The organism is Bradyrhizobium sp. (genome assembly GCF_004799445.1).
Taxonomy (GTDB): domain Bacteria; phylum Pseudomonadota; class Alphaproteobacteria; order Rhizobiales; family Xanthobacteraceae; genus Bradyrhizobium.
This window is the reverse complement of the sequence record NZ_SSNA01000016.1, coordinates 1-22,828: the sequence shown is the minus strand read 5'-3', so window position 1 is coordinate 22,828 and position 22,828 is coordinate 1. Positions and strand designations below refer to the sequence as shown.

The 22,828-nt window shown below is 62.7% G+C and carries 21 protein-coding genes; 6 read left to right on the top strand and 15 right to left on the bottom strand.

The features are described 5' to 3' along the window. The first annotated feature begins 17 nt into the window (after positions 1–17). A complete protein-coding gene (locus E8A46_RS01110) occupies positions 18–1,298 on the top strand; it encodes a beta-ketoacyl-ACP synthase (protein ID WP_291556291.1) in 1,281 nt (426 codons plus the stop codon). A 75-nt stretch (positions 1,299–1,373) separates the two neighbouring features. Continuing rightward, positions 1,374–2,306 (top strand): lipid A biosynthesis lauroyl acyltransferase, encoded by a 933-nt coding sequence (locus E8A46_RS01105; protein ID WP_291556289.1) that lies wholly within the window; start codon positions 1,374–1,376, stop codon positions 2,304–2,306. Between the two features lie 179 nt (positions 2,307–2,485). Here E8A46_RS01105 and E8A46_RS01100 read toward each other — a convergent pair whose 3' ends face one another. From E8A46_RS01100 to E8A46_RS01075, 6 genes are all read right to left on the bottom strand, one after another. Beyond that, positions 2,486–3,598, bottom strand: a complete 1,113-nt coding sequence (locus tag E8A46_RS01100; protein ID WP_291556287.1) for a polyamine ABC transporter substrate-binding protein — start codon at positions 3,596–3,598, stop codon at positions 2,486–2,488. Between the two features lie 12 nt (positions 3,599–3,610). Further along, positions 3,611–4,774: an aminotransferase gene (locus tag E8A46_RS01095; RefSeq protein ID WP_291556285.1), complete on the bottom strand. Its 1,164-nt coding sequence runs from the start codon at positions 4,772–4,774 to the stop codon at positions 3,611–3,613. A gap of 8 nt (positions 4,775–4,782) precedes the next feature. Continuing rightward, a complete protein-coding gene (locus E8A46_RS01090) occupies positions 4,783–5,061 on the bottom strand; it encodes a rhodanese-like domain-containing protein (protein WP_291556347.1) in 279 nt (92 codons plus the stop codon). A gap of 260 nt (positions 5,062–5,321) precedes the next feature. Beyond that, the gene (locus E8A46_RS01085) at positions 5,322–7,247 is read right to left on the bottom strand and encodes a potassium transporter Kup (RefSeq protein WP_291556283.1); all 1,926 of its coding nucleotides are present in this window, start codon (positions 7,245–7,247) and stop codon (positions 5,322–5,324) included. Positions 7,248–7,416: 169 nt separating this feature from the next. Further along, positions 7,417–8,247, bottom strand: coding sequence for a flagellar motor protein MotB (locus E8A46_RS01080; protein WP_291556281.1), 831 nt, complete (start codon positions 8,245–8,247; stop codon positions 7,417–7,419). Between the two features lie 31 nt (positions 8,248–8,278). Further along, positions 8,279–9,052, bottom strand: a complete 774-nt coding sequence (locus E8A46_RS01075) for a MotA/TolQ/ExbB proton channel family protein (protein WP_291556279.1) — start codon at positions 9,050–9,052, stop codon at positions 8,279–8,281. A gap of 273 nt (positions 9,053–9,325) precedes the next feature. Here E8A46_RS01075 and E8A46_RS01070 point away from each other — a divergent pair, with 273 nt between their 5' ends. Continuing rightward, entirely contained in the window at positions 9,326–9,754 is a 429-nt protein-coding gene (locus tag E8A46_RS01070) for an AprI/Inh family metalloprotease inhibitor (protein ID WP_291556277.1), read from the top strand. A gap of 66 nt (positions 9,755–9,820) precedes the next feature. Here the strand turns inward: E8A46_RS01070 and E8A46_RS01065 are convergent, their stop codons facing one another. The 5 genes from E8A46_RS01065 to E8A46_RS01045 all read right to left on the bottom strand — a co-directional run bounded on the left by E8A46_RS01065 (position 9,821) and on the right by E8A46_RS01045 (position 15,311). Continuing rightward, a complete protein-coding gene (locus E8A46_RS01065; protein ID WP_291556276.1) occupies positions 9,821–10,648 on the bottom strand; it encodes an SDR family NAD(P)-dependent oxidoreductase in 828 nt (275 codons plus the stop codon). Positions 10,649–10,789: 141 nt separating this feature from the next. Next, positions 10,790–11,509, bottom strand: a complete 720-nt coding sequence (locus E8A46_RS01060; protein WP_291556275.1) for an RraA family protein — start codon at positions 11,507–11,509, stop codon at positions 10,790–10,792. Between the two features lie 135 nt (positions 11,510–11,644). Beyond that, complete coding sequence (locus E8A46_RS01055; protein ID WP_291556345.1) at positions 11,645–12,523, bottom strand: phosphatidylcholine/phosphatidylserine synthase; 879 nt, start codon at positions 12,521–12,523, stop codon at positions 11,645–11,647. Positions 12,524–12,605: 82 nt separating this feature from the next. Continuing rightward, entirely contained in the window at positions 12,606–13,304 is a 699-nt protein-coding gene (locus E8A46_RS01050; protein ID WP_291556274.1) for a phosphatidylserine decarboxylase, read from the bottom strand. A 51-nt stretch (positions 13,305–13,355) separates the two neighbouring features. After that, positions 13,356–15,311, bottom strand: a complete 1,956-nt coding sequence (locus E8A46_RS01045) for an ABC transporter ATP-binding protein/permease (RefSeq protein ID WP_291556272.1) — start codon at positions 15,309–15,311, stop codon at positions 13,356–13,358. A gap of 212 nt (positions 15,312–15,523) precedes the next feature. Here E8A46_RS01045 and E8A46_RS01040 point away from each other — a divergent pair, with 212 nt between their 5' ends. Continuing rightward, entirely contained in the window at positions 15,524–16,129 is a 606-nt protein-coding gene (locus E8A46_RS01040) for a TIGR00730 family Rossman fold protein (protein WP_291556343.1), read from the top strand. A gap of 64 nt (positions 16,130–16,193) precedes the next feature. On the opposite strand, the gene E8A46_RS01035 is transcribed toward E8A46_RS01040, so the two are convergent. The 4 genes from E8A46_RS01035 to cysS form a co-directional block, all read right to left on the bottom strand. Next, positions 16,194–16,571, bottom strand: coding sequence for a VOC family protein (locus E8A46_RS01035; protein ID WP_291556270.1), 378 nt, complete (start codon positions 16,569–16,571; stop codon positions 16,194–16,196). A 136-nt stretch (positions 16,572–16,707) separates the two neighbouring features. Next, the gene (gene cimA / locus E8A46_RS01030) at positions 16,708–18,327 is read right to left on the bottom strand and encodes a citramalate synthase (protein ID WP_291556268.1); all 1,620 of its coding nucleotides are present in this window, start codon (positions 18,325–18,327) and stop codon (positions 16,708–16,710) included. A gap of 196 nt (positions 18,328–18,523) precedes the next feature. Continuing rightward, positions 18,524–19,036, bottom strand: coding sequence for a GNAT family N-acetyltransferase (locus E8A46_RS01025; RefSeq protein WP_291556266.1), 513 nt, complete (start codon positions 19,034–19,036; stop codon positions 18,524–18,526). A 180-nt stretch (positions 19,037–19,216) separates the two neighbouring features. After that, a complete protein-coding gene (cysS, locus tag E8A46_RS01020) occupies positions 19,217–20,611 on the bottom strand; it encodes a cysteine--tRNA ligase (RefSeq protein ID WP_291556264.1) in 1,395 nt (464 codons plus the stop codon). 276 nt (positions 20,612–20,887) lie between these two features. Between cysS and E8A46_RS01015 the strand changes: the two genes are divergently transcribed. After that, the gene (locus tag E8A46_RS01015) at positions 20,888–21,205 is read left to right on the top strand and encodes a hypothetical protein (RefSeq protein WP_291556262.1); all 318 of its coding nucleotides are present in this window, start codon (positions 20,888–20,890) and stop codon (positions 21,203–21,205) included. 310 nt (positions 21,206–21,515) lie between these two features. Then, a complete protein-coding gene (locus E8A46_RS01010; RefSeq protein WP_291556260.1) occupies positions 21,516–22,676 on the top strand; it encodes a DUF2865 domain-containing protein in 1,161 nt (386 codons plus the stop codon). The last annotated feature ends 152 nt before the right edge of the window (positions 22,677–22,828 follow it).

Below are 22,828 nucleotides of genomic sequence, written 5' to 3'. Positions count from 1 at the left end.
GAATTGGCGGGGACAACATGACAGCTAAGCGCGATAAGTTCGGACGGCCGATCGTCGTCGTCACCGGGATGGGCGTCGTGACATCGCTCGGCGCCGGCAAGGCCGATAACTGGAAGAAACTCACCGCCGGCGAATCCGGCATCCGCACCATTACGCGTTTTCCCACCGAAGGGTTGAGGACGACGATGGCCGGAACGGTCGATTTCATCCCGATCGAGCCGTTCTCCTCCACCGACCTTTCCGAGCGGCTCGGCGAACTCGCCGCCGAGGAAGCCGTCGCCCAGGCCGCCATCGGGGCCAAGGGTGATTTTCCCGGCCCGCTGTTTCTCGCCGTGGCCCCCGTCGAGGTCGAGTGGCCGCAACGCCAGGAACTCGGGCGTGCGATCGGGGCTGGCACGGAAGTCGATTATGACGCGATGCTGCGGGTCAGCGGCGGCGGAAGATATACGCAATATCACCAGCGATTCCTGTTCGGCTCGGTAGCCGATTATCTCGCCGGGACGTTCGGCACCAAGGGTTCGCCGATTTCACTGTCCACCGCATGCGCATCCGGCGCCAGCGCCATCCAGCTCGGCGTCGAAGCGATTCGCCGCGGCGAGGCCGACGCCGCGCTTTGCGTTGCGACCGACGGGTCGGTCAATCCGGAAGCCCTGGTCCGGTTCTCGTTGCTGTCGGCGCTGTCGACCCACAACGATCCGCCCCAGGCCGCGGTCCGGCCGTTTGCGAAGAACCGCGACGGTTTTGTCATGGCCGAAGGTGCGGGCGCGCTGGTGCTGGAGAGCTACGAAGCCGCCACCGCGCGCGGCGCGACCATTCTCGGCATCGTTGCGGGCTGCGGCGAACTGGCGGACTCCTTCCACCGCACCCGGTCCAGTCCCGACGGCAAGCCGATCATCGGCTGCGTGCGCAATGCATTGGCCGACGCCGGCCTCGCCTCCGACCAGATCGACTACATCAACGCCCACGGCACCGGCACGCCCGAGAACGACAAGATGGAATATCTCGGCATATCGAGCGTGTTCGGCGAACGCGCCAAGCAAATTCCGGTGTCGTCCAACAAATCGATGGTCGGGCACACACTCTCCGCCGCAGGCGCCGTCGAGGCGGTGTTCTCGCTGCTGACGCTTGAACACCAGCGGATTCCGCCGACGATCAATTACGATGTTCCGGACCCGGCGATTCCCTTCGACGTGGTTCCCAACAAGGCCCGCGATGCCCGCGTCACCGCGGTGATGTCGAATTCGTTCGGCTTTGGCGGCCAGAATGCCGTGCTGATTCTGACGCGTGAACCGGTTTAACCGGCGCAACGCCCCTCCAGTGCAAAAGCGCATGGCCAGCCGGAAAGCGTCCGGCACAATCGTCGTTGGTTTCTGATGCATCCCCTGCTGCTTCGCACCCGAGCCCGCATTCGCGACGCGACCAAGCCGATCAGCGAAGCCGCGGTCGGTGCGCTGACCATCGGACTTCTGCGCACCACCCGCTATTTCGATCCGATCAAGACCGCGAATCTGTTCGGCCGGATCGCCGGCCTGATCGGCCCCTTGACGCGTGAGCAGCGCATTGGCCGCGCCAATCTGACCGCCGCCTTCCCGGAGAAATCGCCCGAGGAAATCGAGACCATTCTTGCCGGCGTCTGGGACAATCTCGGCCGCCTTGGCGCCGAATTCGCTCACCTCGATCATGTCTGGGAGCACGACCCAGCCCATCCCGAAGACAGCCGCATCGAAATTGAGCCGCGCACCCACGAGCTGTTCGCGCAACTGCGGCTCGACGGCAAGCCGGCGCTGATCTTTGCAAGCCATCTCGGCAACTGGGAACTGCCCGCCGTGGCGGCGGTGGCGCATGGGCTCGATGCCGCCATCCTGTTTCGCCGGCCCAACAGCGCTTCGGCGAACCGGATCATCGAGGAACTCCGCGCCGTGAAGATGGGAACGCTGATCCCCGCCGGCCGCGACGCCCCGCTCCGGCTCGCGGATGCGCTGCAAAGGGGTCAGCACGTCGCCATTCTGGCCGACCAGTATTTCGCCAATGGCGTCGAGGTGACGTTCTTCGGCCGCAAGACCAAGGCCAACCCGACGCTGGCGCGGCTGTTGCGGCAGATCGAATGTCCCATCCACGGCGTGCGCATTATCCGCCTGCCCGGCCATCGCTTCCGCGCCGAACTGTCCGAAGAAGTAAAGCCGGTGCGTGATGCCGCGGGACAGATCGATATTCAGGGCACGATGCAGGCGATTACGTCGGTCATCGAAGGCTGGATTCGGGAATATCCGGACCAGTGGCTGTGGCTGCATCGCCGCTGGCGATGACCAAAGGCGCCCAACGTCGTCATTGCGAGCCAACGGGTCGCGCGAATGCGCGCCCGATGACAGGCTCCGCGAAGCAATCCAAGAGCCGAATGTGCTGTTCGATGGATTGCTTCGTCGCTTTGCTCCCTTGCGCAAACGCTTCGCGTTTGTCGCAGGCAATGACGGCGCGAGGGAAGACTCTAGCGTCCCGTCTTGACCTTGGTCCAAAGCCGGTTGATCACGCGTTGCGTCGCAGGATCGCGCGCGGTGATCACGAACAGTTTTGCAAGCGTTGCCTGGTCCGGATAGATGTTGCTGTCATCGAGAATCCCGGGGTCGATCAGCTTCTGGCTCGCCAGATTGCCGTTGGCGTAGGACAGAAAATTCGAGTTCTTCGCGGCCACTTCGGGCCGGTAGAGATAGTTGATCAGTTCGTAGGCTTCGCTGACATTCCTGGCGTCGGCGGGAATCGCCAGATTGTCAAAGAACATCTGCGCGCCCTCCTTCGGGATGGCGTAGCCGATCGCGATGTCGTTTTTCGCTTCCGCAGCGCGGCTTCGTGCCTGCATGATGTCGCCCGACCAACCCACCACGAGGCAGATCTCTCCGGTCGCCAGCGCGCTCAGATATTCGGAGGAATGAAACTTGCGGACAAAGGGGCGAATTTTGATGGCGAGATCGGCGGCCTTTTCCATATCCGCCGGTTTGGTCGAATTTGGATCGAGCCCGAGATAGCTCAACGCCGCCGGAAAAATATCGTCGGCGGAATCCAGCATGTGAACGCCGCAATCCCTGAACCTGGCGAGGTTCTCCGGCTTGAACACGATATCCCAACTGTCGATCCTGGCGTCGGGGCCGAGGATTTTCTGCACCATTTTGACGTTGTAACCGATCCCCGTCGTGCCCCACATGTAGTTGGCGGCATATTGATTGCCGGGATCGTAGATGGCGAGCCGTTGCGTCACCACTGGCCACGCATTGGCGAGGTTCGGCAATTTCGACTTGTCGAGCTTCTGGAAAACGCCGGCCTTGATCTGGCGTTGCAGGAAGTAAGCCGTCGGCACGACCACATCGTAGCCCGATTTTCCCGCCAGCAACCGTGTTTCCAGCGTCTCGTTGGCGTCGAACGTGTCGTAGACGACCTTGATCCCGGTTTCCCTGGTGAAGTCCTCGAGCACCCCTGGTGCCACGTAATTCGACCAATTGTAGAAGTTGACGGTGCGCTCCTCCGCCCTTGCAGGTGACAGCCACGCGAGCACCGCGGCGATCGCGACGGCACATCGGATTTGCATGCAGGTCGGGCCGCGCGGCATCGGTCTTGCTTCCTATCGACGGTGCACCGCGTCGGACAGCCGCTCCAGCGCGGTATCGAGGGTTGCATCCTTCTTGGCGAAACAGAAACGCACCACCGAGGTGACGGCATCCTGCTCGTAGAATGCCGATACCGGGATCGCCGCAACCTTGTAGTCGGTCACGATGCGTTTGCAGAACGCCTCGTCGGTCTCGTTGAGGCCGAGCGGCGAAAGATCGACGGTGAGGAAATAGGTGCCCTGCGAGCGAAGAACCGGGAAGCCGATGCGCTGCAGTCCCTCTGTAAGGCGGTCGCGGCTGCGCGCCAGATCCTTGCGCATCTGGTGAAAATAATCCGCCGGCTTGCCGAGGCCATAGGCGACCGCGACCTGAAGATTGGGCGCGGTGGTGAAGGTGAGAAACTGGTGCACCTTCGCCGCCACGCGCAACAGCGGCGGTGCGGCGCAGACAAAACCGATCTTCCAGCCGGTCAGGGAAAAGATCTTGCCCGCGGAGCCGACCTTGATGGTGCGATCACGCATTCCCGGGATGGTAATCAGCGGAATATGCTCGCGGCCATCGAAGATCACATGCTCCCAGACCTCGTCGCAGATCGCGATCGTGTCGAACTCCTGACAAAACCGCGCCAGCAGTTCGAGGTCCTCGCGCGGATAGACCACCGCGGCGGGGTTGAGCGGATTGTTGAAGAGGACGGCCTTGGTCTTGTGGTTGAAAACGCCTCGCAGCGCCTGTTCCGTCAATCGCCAGTGCGGCGGCTCGAGGCGCACCAGACGCGGGATGCCTCCGGCCTGGCGGATGATCGGGAGGTAGGAGTCGTATACCGGCTGGAACACCACCACCTCGTCGCCGGGCTCGACGACGGCGAGAATCGCCGATGTCAGCGCCTCGGTGCCGCCCGAGGTCACCATCACCTCGGTCATCGGATCGAGCGCGATGCGGTGCCAGCGCTCGTAGTGAGCGGAAATCGCCTGACGCAATTCCGGGATGCCCATCATCGACGGATATTGGTTGTAGCCATCCATCACCGCGTCCGCGGCGGCGCGGCGAATGTCCTCCGGCCCGGGATCGTCCGGGAAACCCTGGCCGAGGTTGATCGCGTTGTTGTCGCGCGCGAGCTGCGACATCGCCTCAAAGATGGTGACGGGCAGATCCGCAAATACCTTGTTCATGGAAGTCATGGCAACGATCAGCCGCCGGACCTGGTCGGCAAACCCGCGGCCTTCCAGGCCAGCATCCCGCCCGCGAGGTGCTTGTCATGGGAAAACCCGCCGGCTTGCGCAGCCAATGAGGCCGTCACCGATCGCTTGCCGGAACGGCAGGCGAAAACCACCTGCTTGCCTTGCGGATCGGGAATGCCTTTCGGATCGAAGGTCGACAGCGGGACCACCACCGCGCCGGGATAGGCATCCACGGCGACTTCGTTCGGCTCGCGGACGTCGACCAGCAGATAGCGCCCGTCGGCCATACCCTTCGATACCTCTTCCGGCGTCAAATCGTGAACCCGATGCCCCTGATCCGCCACTCAAACCCTCCCTGCGGCCACTAGAGCGAGATGACTTTTCGTTGAATTTTCATCTCGCTCTGTCCTTTTGTTTGAGCATGATCTTTTCGGAAAACCGCTGCCCACTTTTCCGGATCATGCTCTAATGATATTCCGTTGCCAACCGTCGCCTCTCGCGGGATGAAAATCAAGCGCGGAAGAAGGATCGAGCGCCGGTCCAGGGCCTAGATGGTGACCTGCGTTCCGACCTCGACCACCCGTCCGCTGGGAATCTGGAAATAGTCGGTGGCATCGTTGGCGGTACGGCTCAGCGCTATGAAGAGGTGATCCTGCCAGCGCGGCATTCCGGAATGCGCCGCCGGCTTCAGCGCGCGCCGTGAGAGGAAGAACGATGTCGACATGATATCGAATTGCCAACCGAGCTTTCGCGCAATCGCCAGCGCCTTCGGCACGTTCGGCGATTCCATAAATCCAAACCGCAATGTCACCTTGGTGAAGGTGGCGCTGACCTGTTCCAGCCTGACCCGCTCGGCCGGGTTGATCCGCGGCGTCGGCGCGGTTTCGATGGTGAGGATGACGTTCTTCTCATGCAGCACCTTGTAGTGCTTCAGACTGTGCATCAGCGCGGTCGGCGCGCTGATCGGATCGCTGGTGAGAAAGACGGCGGTGCCGGAAACCCGCTGCGGCGGCCGCTTTTCCAGCATCGCCACCAGATCGGCCAGCGGAAACTCCAGCTTGCGCGATTTGTCGAACAACAGCCGGCTGCCACGCCGCCAGGTGTACATCAACATCATCACCACCGCGCCCAGCGCCAGCGGCACCCAGCCGCCCTCCAGCACCTTCAAAAGGTTCGCGGCGAGAAACGTAAGATCGAGAAACAGAAATGGCGCAATCAGGGCTGCGGCCGCGAACGGCGACCATTTCCATACCCGCCAGATCACGACAAAACCCATCATCGCGGTGACCACCATGGTGCCGGTGACCGAAATGCCGTAGGCCGACGCCAGCGCGCTTGACGAACGGAACATCAGCACCAGCAGCGTCACGGCCACCAGCAGCAGCATGTTGATGCGCGGAATATAGATCTGGCCGGAATGGGCTTCGGAGGTGTGGCGGATTTCAAATCTTGGGAGCAGGCCGAGCTGTATGGCCTGACGCGTCAGGGAATAGGCGCCGGTGATCACGGCCTGGCTGGCGATCACGGTCGCGATCGTGGCGAGGGTCACCATCGGAATCAGCGCCCACTCCGGAAACATCAGGAAGAACGGGTTTTCGATCGCTTTGGGGTCGGCGATGACGAGAGCGCCCTGCCCGAGATAGTTCAACGCCAGCGACGGCAACACGATGAAGAGCCACGCGGTCTGGATCGGCCGCTTGCCAAAATGCCCGAGGTCGGCATAGAGCGCCTCGGCTCCGGTGACCGCGAGAAACACGGCACCGAGCGTGACAAAGCCGATAATGCCGTGATGCAGCATGAAGGTGATGGCTAACAGCGGATTCAGCGCAAACAGCACTTCGGGATGCTGCATGATCGGAACGATCGAGCCGATGGCAATCACGCCGAACCAGACGCACATCACCGGTCCAAAGAAGGCCGCAACACGCGCGGTGCCCCGCGACTGGGCCGCGAACAACACGAACAGGATAAGCACCGTGAGCGGCACCACATAGGAATCGAACGCCGCGGTGACGAGCTTGATGCCTTCGATCGCCGACAGCACCGACAGCGCCGGCGTGATCACCGCGTCGCCGTAGAACAGCGCGCCGCTCACGATCCCGAGCAGCACGATGGCGCCGGCGCCGTGGCTGACCGCGCGTTGCGCTAGCGCCATCAGTGCCAGCGTTCCGCCCTCGCCGTGGTTGTCCGCCCGAAGCAGGATCAGGACGTATTTCAGCGTCACGACGATAATCAGCGCCCACAGGATCAGCGAGACGACCCCGAGCACCGCCTGCGGTTCGACAACGCCAGAGGGGCCGCTGGCCGCCACCACGGCTTCGCGTAGCGCGTAAAGCGGACTGGTGCCGATGTCGCCGTAGACGACACCGATGCTGCCGATCAGGAGGGCTTTGAAGCCTGCGGTCGAATGGGCCTCGCCATGCCCATTGGCCGCCGTCGTTTCCGGGGCGGGAGCTACAACATCGCTTGTCATGGGAACGGGAGCCTCAAGGTGCTTCACTGCACAATAGCAAAGCGAGCCGGCTTATAGCCCTGCACTTCAAGCATAGCCTAGCCCGATTTTGAAGCTATGCCATGCAAAAATTGCAATTACCGCGTGGCGCCGGCCGAGACGGTGAAGGTACTATAGTAGCGAGCGGGAATTACGGCTTCAGATCGGGCGGCAACGGCGGATCTTCGCGCATCAGCGTAATGGTGACGCGGCGGTTCGCCGACAGCGAGGGATCGTCGGGAAACAGCGGCTGGGTGTCCGCCTTGCCGGAGACTGCAAAGATGTGCCCTGTCGGCAATCCCTCCCTCTCAAGAATCTGACGGACCGCATTCGCCCGATCCGCCGAGAGATCGAACGCCCCATAATCGCTTTGCGAGGGCACGAAGCCCGCGGCGGTGTGGCCGACGATCGATATTCGCAGCGGCGTCGCCTTGAGGGGAGCCGCGAGTTTCTGGATCAGCCGGCGTGTCCGCTCGTAAGGCACCTTCGAACCATCGGCGAACATCGAGCGGCCATCCTGGTCGACGATTTCCAGATTGAGGCCCTGGCTGGTCTCTTCAAACATGATGTGTTTGGAAATTTCAGTCATCTCGGGCATGTCCTGCAATGCCTGCCGCAGCGAGGCCGAGGCCAGCGCGAATTCGCGATCGATTTTCAGCCGGGCACCGGCGGTGCGGCTCCGATCCTGGTCGTCCGGGGTCGGCGTATTGGAGGAGTCCTCCGGCGCAATGTGGGCGACGTTCTTCAGTGTCGGCCGGGTCGGCAGACCATCGGATTCGACGATACCGGAGTAACGCGCATCGGTCTGCACGCCAAAAGCATCCCGCATCGAACCGGCAACGATCTTGAGCTTGTTGTTGTCCATGGTGGAGAACGCGACGAGCATCACGAAGAAACTCATCATCAGACCCATGAGGTCGGCGAAGGACACGTACCAGCCGTGCCCTCCGCCATGCCCGTCGCCACGTTTTTTCTTGGCCATGGTTGATTTTTCCGGACCGAGTTCCGCCGCGTTACGCCGGGACCGGTTCGCCCTCTTCGTGGCGGTGTTTTTCCGGCAAGTAGGCCAGCAGCATTTCGCGCACCAACGTCGGGCTCTTGGAATCCCTGATCATCAGGATGCCGTCAATGATCAGCGTGCGATTGGTCTCCTCGTCGAGCAGCTTGCCGTGCAGCTTGTCGGCGATCGGCAGGCAGAACAGGTTGGCGACCACCGCACCGTAAAGCGTTGCGAGCAGCGCGGTGGCCATGAACGGACCGAGCTTCGAAGGATCGGTCATGTTGGCGAACATCTGCACCATGCCGATCAACGTGCCGACCATGCCGAATGCCGGCGTGCAGTCGCCGATGGCGCGGTAGATTTTCCCGCCTTCGTCGAGATGCATCAGAAAGTTGTCGCGGTCGCGTTCGAGATTGTCGCGGATGAATTCGAGATCGTAACCGTCGGCGACGTAGCGAATTCCCTTGGCCAGAAATGGCTCGTCGGTCTCGACTTTTTCGAGCCCGACCGGCCCCTGCTTGCGGGCGATTTCGGCGATGCGGGCGAGTTCGTCGACCAGATCGCGCGCCGACAGCCGGCTCATCGTGAACGCGAATTTCGCACCGAGCGGAATGCCGTGCAGGATAGCGCTGAGCGGAAACCTGATCATGGTGGCGGCGATCGAACCGCCGATGACGATGATGACAGCGTGCTCGCTGATGAACATGTGAATATCGCCGCCCATGAGCATTATCGCCGCAAGGATGATGGTGCCGAACACCAGCCCAACGCTCGTCATAATATCCATGGGGGAACTCCACGCGTACGCGAACCACCGGCCGTCCTGGACGGTGACGTGACCCGTCCCGGGTCGCGCAACAGAAACCCTACGTCCCCGCCATTAAAGACGCGTAAAGGTTAAACCGCATTCGCGCGGCGACAGCAGGGAACAGCACGACGACCCTTGTCGTAAGCTGCGACCGAACCCGCAAATCCAGCCAAACGACGTGGTGCCCTGACACGGCAGCAACATTCTGCTAACCATAGCGTCGATCCCTGTCCCGTCGGCCCCCTGCATTTCATGGCACCCCGTATCGCCACCATTCCGATCGTTGTCTGCGCCGCGTGGCTTGCGGCCTGCAGCGGCAGCGACCGTTTTGCCCTCAACGGCGGCTCTCCCAGCGGCTCGTCTGGCGGCGGCGCGCCTGCCAGTGGCCCTTCGGCCGCGGCGCCCCCCGTGAGCCTGGCCGGCCGATGGACGCTTTCGTCGACCGGTACCGGGTCGTGTGCAGTGACATTCGGCGGCAATCCGGACGCGACCGAGGGCACCATCGCGCCGGGAGGAGGTTGCCCGTTCAGTTTCTTCACCAGCCGGAAGTGGACCTATACCGAGACCGGCCTGACGATACGCGACCACAACGCACAAGCCCTGGCGCAACTGACGCCGGCAGGGTCCAATCGCTTTGAAGGCAAGACCGGTTCCGGCCAGGATGTGGCGCTGTCTCGCTAGGGCATGATCCGGAAAGGCGGCAAACGGATTTCCAAAAAAATCAGACTCAAAAAAACAGTCGTCGGATCAGGCGCCCGGCAAGCCCGTGAGTTCGAGACTGATCGCGCGCAGCCGCCGGCGGGCGAGTTCGTCATAAGCCTGCGGATTGGCCTGCGCTTGCCGCATGCCGTTGAAGAACAGCCCGCTCTTGCCTGCCACGTCGGCGCCAGCGGCGAGATGCAAAATCGCGTCGCCGCCCTGCTCGACTGTGGAGATCGGGGTGATGCCGCCTTCCCGCACCATCGTGGTGTTCATATAGGTGGCGGGATGCAGCGCATTCACCGTTACGCCCGAGCCTGCGAGTTCCTGCGCGAGATCGATGGTGAACATGATCTGCGCCAGCTTGCTCTGGGCGTAAGCGCGCGTCCCCGTATAACCTCTGGTCAGCATCACATCGTCGAAGTCGATCGGATGCTGGCCGAGCGAAGCCACGTTCACGATGCGCGATGGCGCGGAGGCCTTCAGCAGCGGAAGCAACAAGTAGGCGAGCAGAAATCCGGAGAGATAGTTCACGGCAAAGCGCAATTCATGGCCGTCCGCGCTGGTCCGGCGCTCAGACCCGAGCGTCCGCGATCCTATTCCGGCGTTGCTGATGAACAGGTCGAGCCGGCCGTGGTCGGCGATCACCGCCTCCGCGAGCTGTCGCGCAGCCGAGAGCTGCGACAAATCGGCCTGATAAAACAAGGCCTCGCCGCGCCCTTCGCGCTTGATCTGATCGGCGAGAGTCCTGGCCCGTTCGCGATCGCGGCCGTGGATCAGGACTGTTGCGCCGGCGGAAGCCAGTTTGGCGGCGACATAGCGGCCGACGCCATCGGTCGATCCCGTGACCAATACCGTCTTGCCGCCCATTTCCATGTCGAAGCCGCCGTTAGAGCATGATCCGGAAAAGTGGGAACCGGTTTTCCCTCGCGACAAACGCGAAACGCGTTTGCGCGGAGATCATGCTCAAACAAAGAGATGAGATCATGATTCGATTCAACCTAATCGGATCATGATCTAGTGAATTTCAGCCGAGCGCTTCAGCGCCTCTTTCAGTCTGTCGAGGCTGAAATCCTTGGCTCGCGCGATTTCCAGGATCGGCGTCTCGCGGCGGCCACAGAGTTCGGCGGCATCCGGAATTTTCGCGGCGATGTCGATCGGTATCACGATCGCCCCATGCTGATCGGCATGAATGAGATCGTCGGAGCGCACCGTCATTCCAGCGACGCGTACCTCGCCGCCAAAGCTTTCGGCGTGAACCCAGGCGTGTGACGGACCGATGGATCCGGCAAGCGCCTGGAAGCCCGGCGCCCATTGCGGGATGTCGCGAATCGAGCCGTCGGTGATGACCCCGAGGCAGCCGAGCGCCTTGTGCACGTTGCTCTGCACCTCGCCCCAGAACGCGCCGTAACCGAGGTCGGCGCCGTCGATATCCTGGATCACCGTGATGCGCGGCCCAATGCCGGTCCCCATATATTCATAATAGGCGATGCGGCGCCTGGCCTGCTCGTCCGCAGGAAGCGAGGACTTGAGCACCGAGCGGATGGTGACGGTGCGCGCATAGCCGACCATCGGTGGCAGCCCTGGAAACGGGCATACCAGCGGCTTGGTGGTGTAGCCGATCAGGCGGCGCTCAGGTGCCACGACTTCCATCGCATTGCAGATCGTCGGGGTGTCGTAACGCGCCAACGCCTCAAGCAGTGCGGCGGGCAGCGGCGCGGAAGCGGGATTTGTCACGGGCGTTCTCTCCAGAATTCAGGGGCGGACCCTTACCGTCAGCCATATAGCCGACCGGCGCGCGATCGGCAAAATCCATCTCCACGGGCAAGCGACCTGGCTTGTCCCGCCATCGCGTTCCACATCACTGGCTATTCAGTTCAGGCGTGCCGGCCGATCATCCCGCCCCGCGTCGGCAGCGCTCGACACGAACGGTGCCGCCGGATCTGACGGGGTAACAGACGCCGGCGTTACGGCCTGCGCCGCGGCTTTACGCTCGTGGTCGCGATAGGATTTCCATCCGACGGGCAGACTGAGGAGATACAACACGGTGCACACGGAAAGAATGTACCAGGGATAGCCGATCAAAAGCGCGATGAAGAACACCACCGAGACAAAAACCGGCAGCACCATTTCCGGCGGCACGCGCATGCGAACCGTCTTGCCCGAAAACACCGGCAGCCGCGACACCATCAGGAACCCGATCAGCAGCGTATAGGCGGCGGTCAGCACGGCCGGCGGTTCCGGCACGCCCAGGAAGGCAAGATAGATCGGAAGCAGCACCGTGATCGCGCCGAGCGGGGCCGGAACGCCGGTGAAGTAATTCGCCGCGAAGGCAGGCTTGTTGGGATCGTCCATGGTCGCGTTGAAGCGCGCCAGCCGCAGTCCGCCGCTGATCGCGAAAACCATCGCGGCGATCCAGCCGCCATTGTTCAGTTCGTGCAATTGCCAGAAATACAGGATCAGACCGGGCGCGACGCCGAAATTGACGAAATCGGCGAGACTATCGAGTTCGGCCCCGAATTTCGACTGGCCCTTGATCATGCGGGCGACCCGGCCGTCAATGCCGTCGAGCACGGCCGCGAATACGATCGCCCCCACCGCCAATTCCATCCGTCCTTCCGTGGACAGGCGAATAGCGGTCAGGCCTGCGCAGATCGCCAGCAAGGTGATAAAATTGGGTACAAGCATCCGCACCGGAATCGGGCGAAACCGGCGGCGGCGCATTTCCGGGTTGTTGGGATCGATCGGCATCGGCATGGCCGCCCTTATATAGCAAGCGCGGGCCTGTTCCGCCATTGCGGCGGTTGCCCGATCGGCTCGACGGTCCCGATGGTTAATCGGCGCGGTAGGTTCGCCCCTGATCGCTCAGCTTGAAATCGGCCAGAATGGTCTCTCCGGCTACCGCGGTCTGACCTTCCGACACCAGCGATCGGGTGCCTTCGGGCAGGTAGACGTCAAGACGCGACCCGAACCGGATCAATCCGAACCGCTCGCCGGCGCCGATCGACTGACCTTCCCGAACGAACGATACGATACGCCGCGCCACCAGGCCCGCGATCTGGATCACGCCGATGCGCCCGTTTGGCGTCGAGATCACCAGCGAATTACGCTCATTGTCCTCGCTGGCCTTGTCGAGCTCGGCGTTGATGAAGGTGCCCGGCCGATAGGCGATGCGATCGATCCGCCCTGCGACCGGACTACGGTTCACGTGGCAGTTGAATACGCTCATGAAGATCGAGATGCGCGGCAACGGCCTGTCGCCAAGACCGAGTTCGGCCGGCGGCAATACCTGCGTCACCATCGAGATGCGGCCGTCGGCCGGCGCCACCACGATGCCCTCGCGCACCGGTGTTACCCGCACCGGATCGCGGAAGAACAGCGCACACCAGACCGTCAGCCCGGTCCCGATCCAGCCCAGCGGCGTCCAGATCCAGAACAGGATCAGACTGACGAGCGCGAAGCCGCCGATGAACGGATAGCCCTCGGGGTGAATGGGTGGAATCTGCGCGTGGATGGAATTGGCGATCGACATCAGGACTCACCGTCATCTTTCCTCCCCTTGTGGGGAGGAATTGCATTTAGGTCATTCTGCCGCGGCCGGCGTCACCAGCTTGTCGTCGACCGGCGGCGGCTCGCGATTCGGCGCTTCGTTCTCGTCGGCGATCCGCGCCAGCTTCTCCCGCGCCTCCTGGGCCTCGCGCTGCCGGTTCCACATACTGGCATAAAGTCCGCCGGTTGCCAAAAGCTGGCCGTGGGTTCCGCGCTCGGCGATGCGGCCCTGATCGAGCACGATGATCTCGTCGGCGCCCACGATCGTGGACAGCCGGTGCGCGATCACCAGCGAGGTGCGGTTGCGCGACACCCGCTCCAGCGCGTCCTGGATTTCCTGCTCGGTGTGGCTGTCGAGTGCCGATGTCGCCTCGTCCAGCACCAGGATCGGCGGCGCCTTGAGGACGGTACGCGCGATCGCGACGCGCTGTTTCTCGCCGCCTGACAATTTGAGGCCGCGCTCTCCGACCTGGGTCTCATAACCCTTCGGCGCGATCCGGATGAAGCCGTCGATTTGCGCGAGCTGCGCGGCTTCCTCCACCTCGGCGTCGCTGGCGTCCCAGCGGCCGTAGCGAATGTTGTAACGGATGGTGTCGTTGAACAGGACCGTGTCCTGCGGCACCATGCCGATCGAGGCCCGCAGCGAGATCTGGGTGACGTTGCGGATATCCTGGCCGTCGATCAGGATCCTGCCGCTCGAGACATCGTAGAGACGAAACAGCAGCCGCGAGATGGTCGACTTGCCGGCGCCGGACGGCCCGACAATCGCGACCGTCTTGCCGGCAGGCACCTCGAAACTGAGGCCCTTGAGGATCGGGCGTTCCTGATCGTAGGCGAATTGCACATTGTCGAAGCGCACATTGCCCGACGTCACGACCAGCGGCATGGCGCCCGGAATGTCCTTGATCTCCGGATTGCGCGACAGCACGTTGAACATCTTCTCGATGTCGATGACCGCCTGCTTGATCTCGCGATAGACCATGCCCATGAAATTCAGCGGCTGGTAGAGCTGGATCATCATGGCGTTGACCATGACGAAATCGCCGACTGTATTGTGCCCGCTGCGGACCCCGATCGCGCACATCAGCATGGTCGCGGTGAGGCCGGCGGTGAAGATGATCGCCTGGCCGGTATTGAGGACGGCGAGCGAGGTATAGGTCTTGACGCTGGCCTGTTCGTAACGCGCCATCGAGCCGTCGTAGCGGCTCGCTTCGCGCTCCTCGGCGCTGAAATATTTCACCGTCTCGTAGTTCAAAAGCGAGTCGATCGCCTTGGTGTTCGCTTCGGTATCGGAATCGTTCATCTTGCGGCGAATCTCGATCCGCCATTCGGTCGCGATGTAGGTATAGTACATGTAGATCACGACCGTGATCATGGTGACGAGGACGTAACGCCAGTCGAACTTCCACAGCAGCACCGCCATCAGCAGCGATACCTCGACGATGGTCGGTACCAGTTGCAGGATCACCATCCGCACGATGACTTCGATGCCGGTGCGGCCGCGCTCCAGCACGCGCGTCAGCCCGCCGGTCTTGCGCTCGAGATGGAAACGCAGCGACAGCTCGTGCATGTGGACGAAGGTGAGATAGGCCAGCTTGCGCACCGCGTGCATCGCCACGCGCGCGAAAATTCCGTCGCGCCACTGCGTCAGGACCGCCATCAGCACGCGCAGGCCGCCATAGCTCATGGTCATGATCAGCGGCGAGGCGATCAGCCACAGCGTCCAGTTGGACGACTGCACCGGCGCGCTGTCGGCGCCGGTCAGGGCATCGATCGCCCACTTGAAGGTGAACGGCACCGACAGGGTCGCCAGTTTCGCGACCAGCAACAGCACCACCGACCAGACCACGCGCATTTTCAGATCGACGCGGTCGCCGGGCCAGATATAGGGCCACAGATGCCAGAGCGTCCCTTTCAGGGTCGCCTGTCCGAAGGCATTATCGGGAGCAGGCGCTTCGCCGGCGCCTGGGGCCGAATCAGTATGAGCCATCGAGCTGGCCCCGGCGCACGGCACGCCGGTTCGGCGCGCGCTTTTTTACGTTTTTTCGCATTCGGCAGTCATATAGAGCGTTTACCGGCTGCGTACACCCTCGCGGGAGCCAAATTCTTTCGCAATTTGCGGGGATATGCGGATAGATTCCGTTCGCAAGGCGAATCCATTTGGGCTTGACGACTTTTACGCTGCAGTGCCACATGACGGATATGAACAAGATCAAGACAGTCTGCGTCTATTGCGGCTCCGGCCCCGGCACCGACCCGCGCTTCGTCGAAGCCGCCATCGCGCTGGGCAAGGCGCTGGCCGAAAGCAGCATCCGCCTCGTCTATGGCGGCGGCTCGATCGGATTGATGGGCGCCGTGGCCACCTCCGTGCTCGATCACGGCGGCACGGTGACGGGAATCATACCTGGCTTTCTGACCGCCCGCGAGAACGCCCTCAAGCGCGTTCAGGAACTGATCGTCACGCCCGACATGCACGAGCGCAAGCGGCTGATGTTCGAACATTCCGACGCGTTCGTGGCGCTGCCCGGCGGCATCGGCACGCTGGAGGAATTGGTGGAGCAGCTGACCTGGCAGCAGCTCGGCCGCCACTCCAAACCCGTGTTGCTCGCGAACATCGAAGGCTTTTGGGAGCCGTTGCTGGCGCTGCTGGCACATATGCGCGAGACGCAATTCATCCGGGCAAGTCTGGCGGTGGATATTCTGAAGGCCGAACGGGTCGAGGATATCGTGCCGCGGCTGCAGGCCGCTGCCGCCCGCGCCAAGGAAGGCACCGCGGAAATGGAGCCCGAAATCGCCCGTCGCCTGTAAGCCGGGCCGCGGGCGTTACCGCGTCATCCCTCCAAGTCATTCTTCCTTCAAGTCATTCTTCAAGTCATTCCTTGGGGAACGTCACCGCCTCGATGCGATTGCCGTCGGGATCCCTGATGAACGCCGCATAGTAGCGCACGCGATCGTGCGGCCGCAGCCCCGGCGCGCCGTCATCGCTGCCTCCGGCGTTCAGCGCCGCGGCATGGAACGCGTCGACCTCGCCGGCCGATTTCGCGCGAAGACAGATGTGGCTGCCGCTCTCCGGCGGCACCGGCGAAATCCCGGCACGCAGGTTGATCCAGAACTCGGGATAGCTTTTGCCGAAGCCGACCGTGGCAGGCCGCGTCACCAGTCGCGAAAGCCCGAGCGGCGCCAGCGTCACTTCGTAAAAGCGCGCGGATCTCTCGAGATCGCTGACGCCGACGGAGATATGGTCGATCATGTCGTTCTCTCGGAGTTTACCGTCATTGCGAGGAGCGTAGCGACGAAGCAATCCAGGGTGCCGCCGCGTTCACATATCTCGATTGCTTCGCTTAGCTCGCAATGACGATGACTGTTGAACCTCTTCGTCGCAAGCCTCACGCCGGCGCGCCGGATTTCACCAGCTTGTAGATCACCGAATCCATCAGCGCCTGGAACGAGGCGTCGATGATGTTGGGCGACACCCCGATCGTGGTCCAGCGCTCGCCCTCCTCGTCCGCGCTTTCGATCAGCACCCGCGTCACCGCCTCGGTGCCGCCATTGAGGATGCGCACGCGATAGTCGATCAGCTTCAGGCCCTCGATGTATTTCTGGTATTTGCCGAGGTCCTTGCGCAGCGCCACGTCGAGCGCGTTGACGGGACCGTTGCCCTCGGCCGCCGAGATCAGTTTTTCGCCATCGACGTCGACCTTGACCACGGCCATCGCCACCGTGACGCGCTGGCCGTTGGCGTTGTAGCGCTGCTCGACATTGACGTCGAACTGTTCGACCCGGAAATATTCCGGCACCTTGCCAAGCGTGCGCCGCGCCAAAAGATCGAACGATGCATTGGCGGACTCGTAGGCGTAACCCGCCGCCTCGCGCTCCTTCAGCTCCTCGACCAGACGCGCCAGTTTCGGATCGTTCTTGTCGTAGGCGATGCCGGCGCGATCGAGTTCGGCGATGACATTGGAGCGGCCGGCCTGATCGGACACCAGCACCCTGCGATGATTGCCGACCGCCTCGGGCGCCACATGTTCGTAGGTTTGCGGGTCCTTGAGCACGGCGGAGGCATGAATGCCGGTCTTGGTGACGAACGCGCTTTCGCCGACATAGGGCGCGTGGCGGTTCGGCGCACGGTTGAGCATGTCGTCGAGCGTGCGCGACACCTTCATCAGGGTCGCCATCCTGTCTTCCGACACGCCGATCTCGAAGGAATCGGCAAACTCGGCCTTCAGCCGCAAGGTGGGGATCAGCGAACACAGATTGGCGTTGCCGCAGCGCTCGCCAATCCCGTTCAGCGTGCCCTGGATCTGGCGCGCGCCGGCGCGCACCGCGGCCAGCGAATTGGCCACCGCCTGCTCGGTGTCGTTGTGGGCGTGAATGCCGAGGTGATCGCCGGGAATATGCTTTGTCACTTCGGTGACGATGCTTTCCACCTCATGCGGCATGGTGCCGCCATTGGTGTCGCACAAAACCACCCAGCGCGCGCCGGAATCATAGGCCGCCTTGGCGCAGGCCAGCGCGAATTCCGGATTTTCCTTGTAGCCATCGAAGAAATGCTCGCAGTCGAGCATGACTTCGCGGCCGGCTTCCTTCGCGGCCTTCACGCTGTCGCGGATCGAGGCCAGATTTTCCGCGTTGGTGGTCTCCAGCGCGACGCGGACCTGGTAGGCCGACGATTTCGCGACAAAACAAATGGCATCCGCCTTGGCTTGCAGCAGCGCCGCCAGGCCGGGGTCGTTGGAGGCGGAGCGGCCCGGCCGCCGCGTCATGCCGAACGCGGTAAAACGGGCATGACCGAGTTTCGGCTTGGCGGCAAAGAATTCGGTATCGGTGGGATTGGCGCCGGGATAGCCGCCCTCGACATAGTCGATGCCGAGTTCGCCGAGCATCTCGGCGATCAGCTGCTTGTCATGCAGCGTGAAGTCGACACCGTTGGTCTGCGCGCCGTCGCGCAGCGTGGTGTCGAACAGATAGAGGCGTTCCTTTGTGGTGGGCACTGCGGCGATGCTCATGACGGGCCCTCGTTCTTGTTAGCTCCCCCCTTGTGGGGGAGGTCGACGATGCGAAGCATCGGCGGGAGGGGGGTGTCGCGGCGGAAGTCACAATTTGGGGCTACCCCCCTCCCCGACCCTCCCCCGCAAGGGGGGAGGGAGAATGAGAGAGCGGGCCATCGCAATATGAGGCGTCCGCGAGTCATGTCGGAACGAGTCATTTAAGAACCTCTGGCTTGGCGCCATCGCCCAGCGTCTTCTGCATCGTGGTGTTGGCAAGCCATTCGCCGTTGACGGTGACGGTATTGCGCCGCATCGCCACGTAACCGCGCTTGGCGAAAAATTCCGCCGCGTTGTCGCTGGCATCGACGGTGAGGCTCTTGGCGCCGCGTCCGCCGGCGAGCTTCTCCAGCGCATCGCACAGCATCGACGCCACCCCCTGCCCGACCACGCCGGGATGTACGTAGAGCATGTCGATGTGATCGGCGCCCTTCAGCGAGGCAAAGCCCACCGGAGAACTCTGCAGCGTGGCGACCAGCGTCAGCGCGGAGGCCAGGCGCTTGCCAAATTCTTCTTCGTCATCGACGGCGCCGGCCCAGGCTTGCTGCTGCGCCTCGCTGTAATCGTCGCCGGTCAATTCCTCGATGCTGGCAGCGAAGATCGCCGCCAGCACCGGCGCGTCTTCACCGAGATATGGCCGCAGCGCGGGTTTGGGCAACGCCTGTCCCATCGATGTCACCACAAGCCGTACAGTTTCAGGACCAGCGCGATGGCGCCGGCAATGAGCAGGATTTTCAGCGCGATATAATACAGCCAGTGCCTGGGGAAAGGCGTATCCGGTTTGCTCATCGCGTGATCTCCCATTTCTTCCCCTCTCCCCCTGCGGGAGAGGGATTAACCCGTTGCTCGCTCATCGCGCGATCTCCCACGTGGTGCCTTCCTTGGAATCCCTGATGACAACGCCCAGCGCCGCGAGTTCATCGCGGATGCGATCGGATTCCTTGAAGTCTTTTCGCGCGCGGGCGGCGGTACGATCTGCAATCAGACCATCGATCTGTTTCGCGTCGATCCCGCTTGCCTGCTGTTTTCGTCCGTTCCATTCCGCCGCACTCTCGGACAGGAAGCCCAAAAGGCGCAACGAAGCGGCAAACTGGCCGCGATCATGTTCATCTCCGGAAGCCGCTTTATTCCGCAATCCGTGCAATGCGGCGATCATCTGCGGCGTGTTCAGGTCGTCCAACAGGGTCTCGACGACGGCACGAGAAGGTTGCTCGCCCTTGATGTCCGCGGCGACCCAGTACCAGTCGTCGAGTGTCCTGGCGCTTTCTTCCAATCCCTTCAGCGTCCAGTCGATCGGCGAACGGTAATGCGTCTTCAACATATTGAGGCGGAGCACCTCGCCCGGCCAATCCGCCAGCAATTCTCTGATCGTGACGAAGTTGCCGAGGCTCTTCGACATCTTCTCGCCTTCGACCTGAAGGAAGCCGTTATGCATCCAATAATTCGCCATGACGGAAGTGCCATGGGCGCAACGCGACTGGGCGATTTCATTCTCGTGGTGAGGAAAAATCAAATCAAGGCCCCCGCCGTGAATGTCGAAGACATCGCCGAGATAGGCCGCACTCATCGCCGAGCACTCGATGTGCCAGCCCGGACGGCCCCTGCCCCACGGACTTTCCCAACCGGGTTCGTCGTCCGACGATAGTTTCCAGAGCACAAAGTCGGTCGGATGTTTCTTGTGCGCATCGACCGCAACCCGCGCACCGGCCTGCTGCTCGTCGAGCTTCCGGCCCGACAGCGCGCCGTAATCCGGCATCGACTGCGTATCGAACAGAACCTCACCGCCGGCTTCATAGGCATGGCCGCGCGCGATCAACTGCCTGATCAGCGTCACCATATCCGCCTTGCCGTCGGCGCGCGGCAGCACGAAATCAGTGGCGCGCGGCTCGACCGTCGGGCGCAGGCAGCCGAGCGCATCGACATCGTCGTGAAACTGTTTTTCGGTCACTTCAGTGACCTTGCGGATCGCCTCGTTCAGCGGCAGGCCGGGGAAATCGCGCGCGGCACGGTCGTTGATCTTGTCGTCGACGTCGGTGATGTTGCGGACGTAGGTGACGTGATCGGAGCCGTAGAGATGCCGCAGCAGCCGGAACAGCACGTCGAACACGATGACCGGGCGCGCATTGCCGATATGGGCGAAGTCATAGACCGTCGGCCCGCAGACATACATCCGCACATTGCCGGGATCGAGCGGCACGAAAGTGCGCTTTTCCCTGGTCAAGGTATCGTAAAGGCGTAGCTCCATGGAAATCCCGTACCCTAGCGGCCGGGCGTCCAGTGATCTCACATGAGAAAAGACGGCCTCAGCCAGCGAATCGCTAGCTCATAATCTCGCGGCAAATGCCACAGATGGCGAGGAAACCGTGCATGGAAATTACCATGGGCCAGCGGAGGGGATTGCGTCAAGTGCCTCAGAAAAGCCTGTTTGGGGCACCAAACGGCCCGTCCCGCGATGGTTAATCAGATTATTCACACTTCGGGCCTATCCTGCGAGGGCGATCCCCTCATTCATCGGTGCAGCATGCGATCCATTTCAGCGCTCTTGGCCTGTCTATCCATCCTCGCGGGATCAGCGGCTTGGTCAGCGGCTTGGGCCGACAGTCGTGTTTTCATCATCGCCAACCAGGCCGACGGCTATGGCGTCGACCAGTGCCTGGCCAAGGGCGAGAAATGCGGCGCCCACGCCGCCCATTCCTATTGCCAGTCGCGGAATTTCGCCGAGGCTTCCGCCTACCGCCGCGTCGACCCGGATGAAATCACCGGCTCGGTTCCCAAGGCCGGCGAGAGCTGCGGCCATGCCGGTTGCAATGAATACGTCGCCATTACCTGCCAGCGCTAGGCTGGCAATCCCGGCCAACCCCGCCACACAGGCGCCCCGGAAACGACGTGACGCTGCCCCGAGAAGCAGGTATGAAGCCGGCTTGCGCCCCGTTTTTCGAAGTCCGCGACAGGTCGCGGCACCCAGTGAAACGAACTTCGGAGACGACAAGGGCTTTGGCTAACTGTTTTCTTTCTGGCACCGCTTTTCGATTTGACCTTCCTGGTGTGAGCTTGCGGCAAATTGTTTCAGGAGCTTCAAATCGGCGGCGCCGGGCCGCGCCTTCGGTTCTTGCCAAAGCCTGCGCGGAGTCGCCCCTTAATGGCCGGACATGCCTGAAAAGTTGATTGCCTCCTGTTCCAGATCGATGCTGGCCGTCGCCGTGCTGCTTGGCGCGGCTGTGTTCGGCATGGACGCCCGCGCCCAGGTGAATCCCGGGCCGCCGTCGCAGGGGGCTGCGGCCAATCCGATGTGCCCGCGGCTGGAAGCCCAATTGGCGACCATCGACCGTGGTGGCGGAGACCCGGCCAAGGACGAGCAGATCCGCCGTTACCAGGATGCCGCTTCCAGGCAGCAGGCTGAGCTTGATCGCGTCACCTCGCAGGCCAAGCGGATGGGCTGCGACAGTTCCGGATTTTTCTCGCTGTTCAACGGCCAGTCGGCGCAATGCGGCCCGGTCAACAACCAGATCCAGCAGATGCGCGCCAACCTCGATCAGATCACGACCAGCCTCGAGCGGTTGCGTGGCGGCGGCCTCGGCGGCAGCGATCGCGAAAACCAGCGCCGCTCGGTTCTGCTGGCGCTGGCGCAGAATAATTGCGGGCCGCAATATGCCAACGCCGTGCAGCAGCAGGGCGGCCCCGGCAACTTCCTGAACAATCTGTTTGGCAACAACAACAGTCCGGGCGGGCCACCCGCGGATGTCGGTCCTCAATCCGGAACCTATCGCACCGTCTGCGTGCGCAGCTGCGATGGCGCCTATTTTCCGATCTCGTTCGCCACCGTGCCCGGCCGTTTCCCCGATGACGAAAAGACCTGCAAGGCGCTTTGCCCGGCGGCGGAAGCCAGCCTCTACGCCTATCGCAATCCCGGCGAAGACATGAACCAGGCGGTGTCGATCAGCGGGCAGCCCTATTCCTCGTCGCCGAATGCCTTCCGCTTCCGTCAGGAGTTCAACCCCTCCTGCGCCTGCAAGGCCGCCGGACAGACCTGGTCCGACGCCCTGAAATCCATCGACGACAAGGCCGCCGCCGAACAGCAGGGCGACATCATCGTCACCGAAGAGGGCGCAAAGAAGATGTCGCGGGCGCCCGTGAAACCGGCTCCCGCGCCCGCCAAGAAGGGGACCACGGCGGCAACCACGCCACCTGATGCCACGGCTGCACCGGCGCCCGCACCGGCCGCGTCGGGCACGCCGACGGCACCTTCCGGCACACCGTCGGACAACAAGCCGATCCGCTCGGTCGGCCCAACCTTTATCCCGGCGCGCTAGACCCTATCCCTCGAACGCTTCGGCCGAGCCGCGGCTCGCGCGCGACACCAGCGTGTCGTCGGGCCTCGGCAACGGCTTGCCGGTATCGCGAAATTTGTTGGTGATGGGATAACGGCGATCGCGCCCGAAATTCCGCCGTGTCACCTTGACGC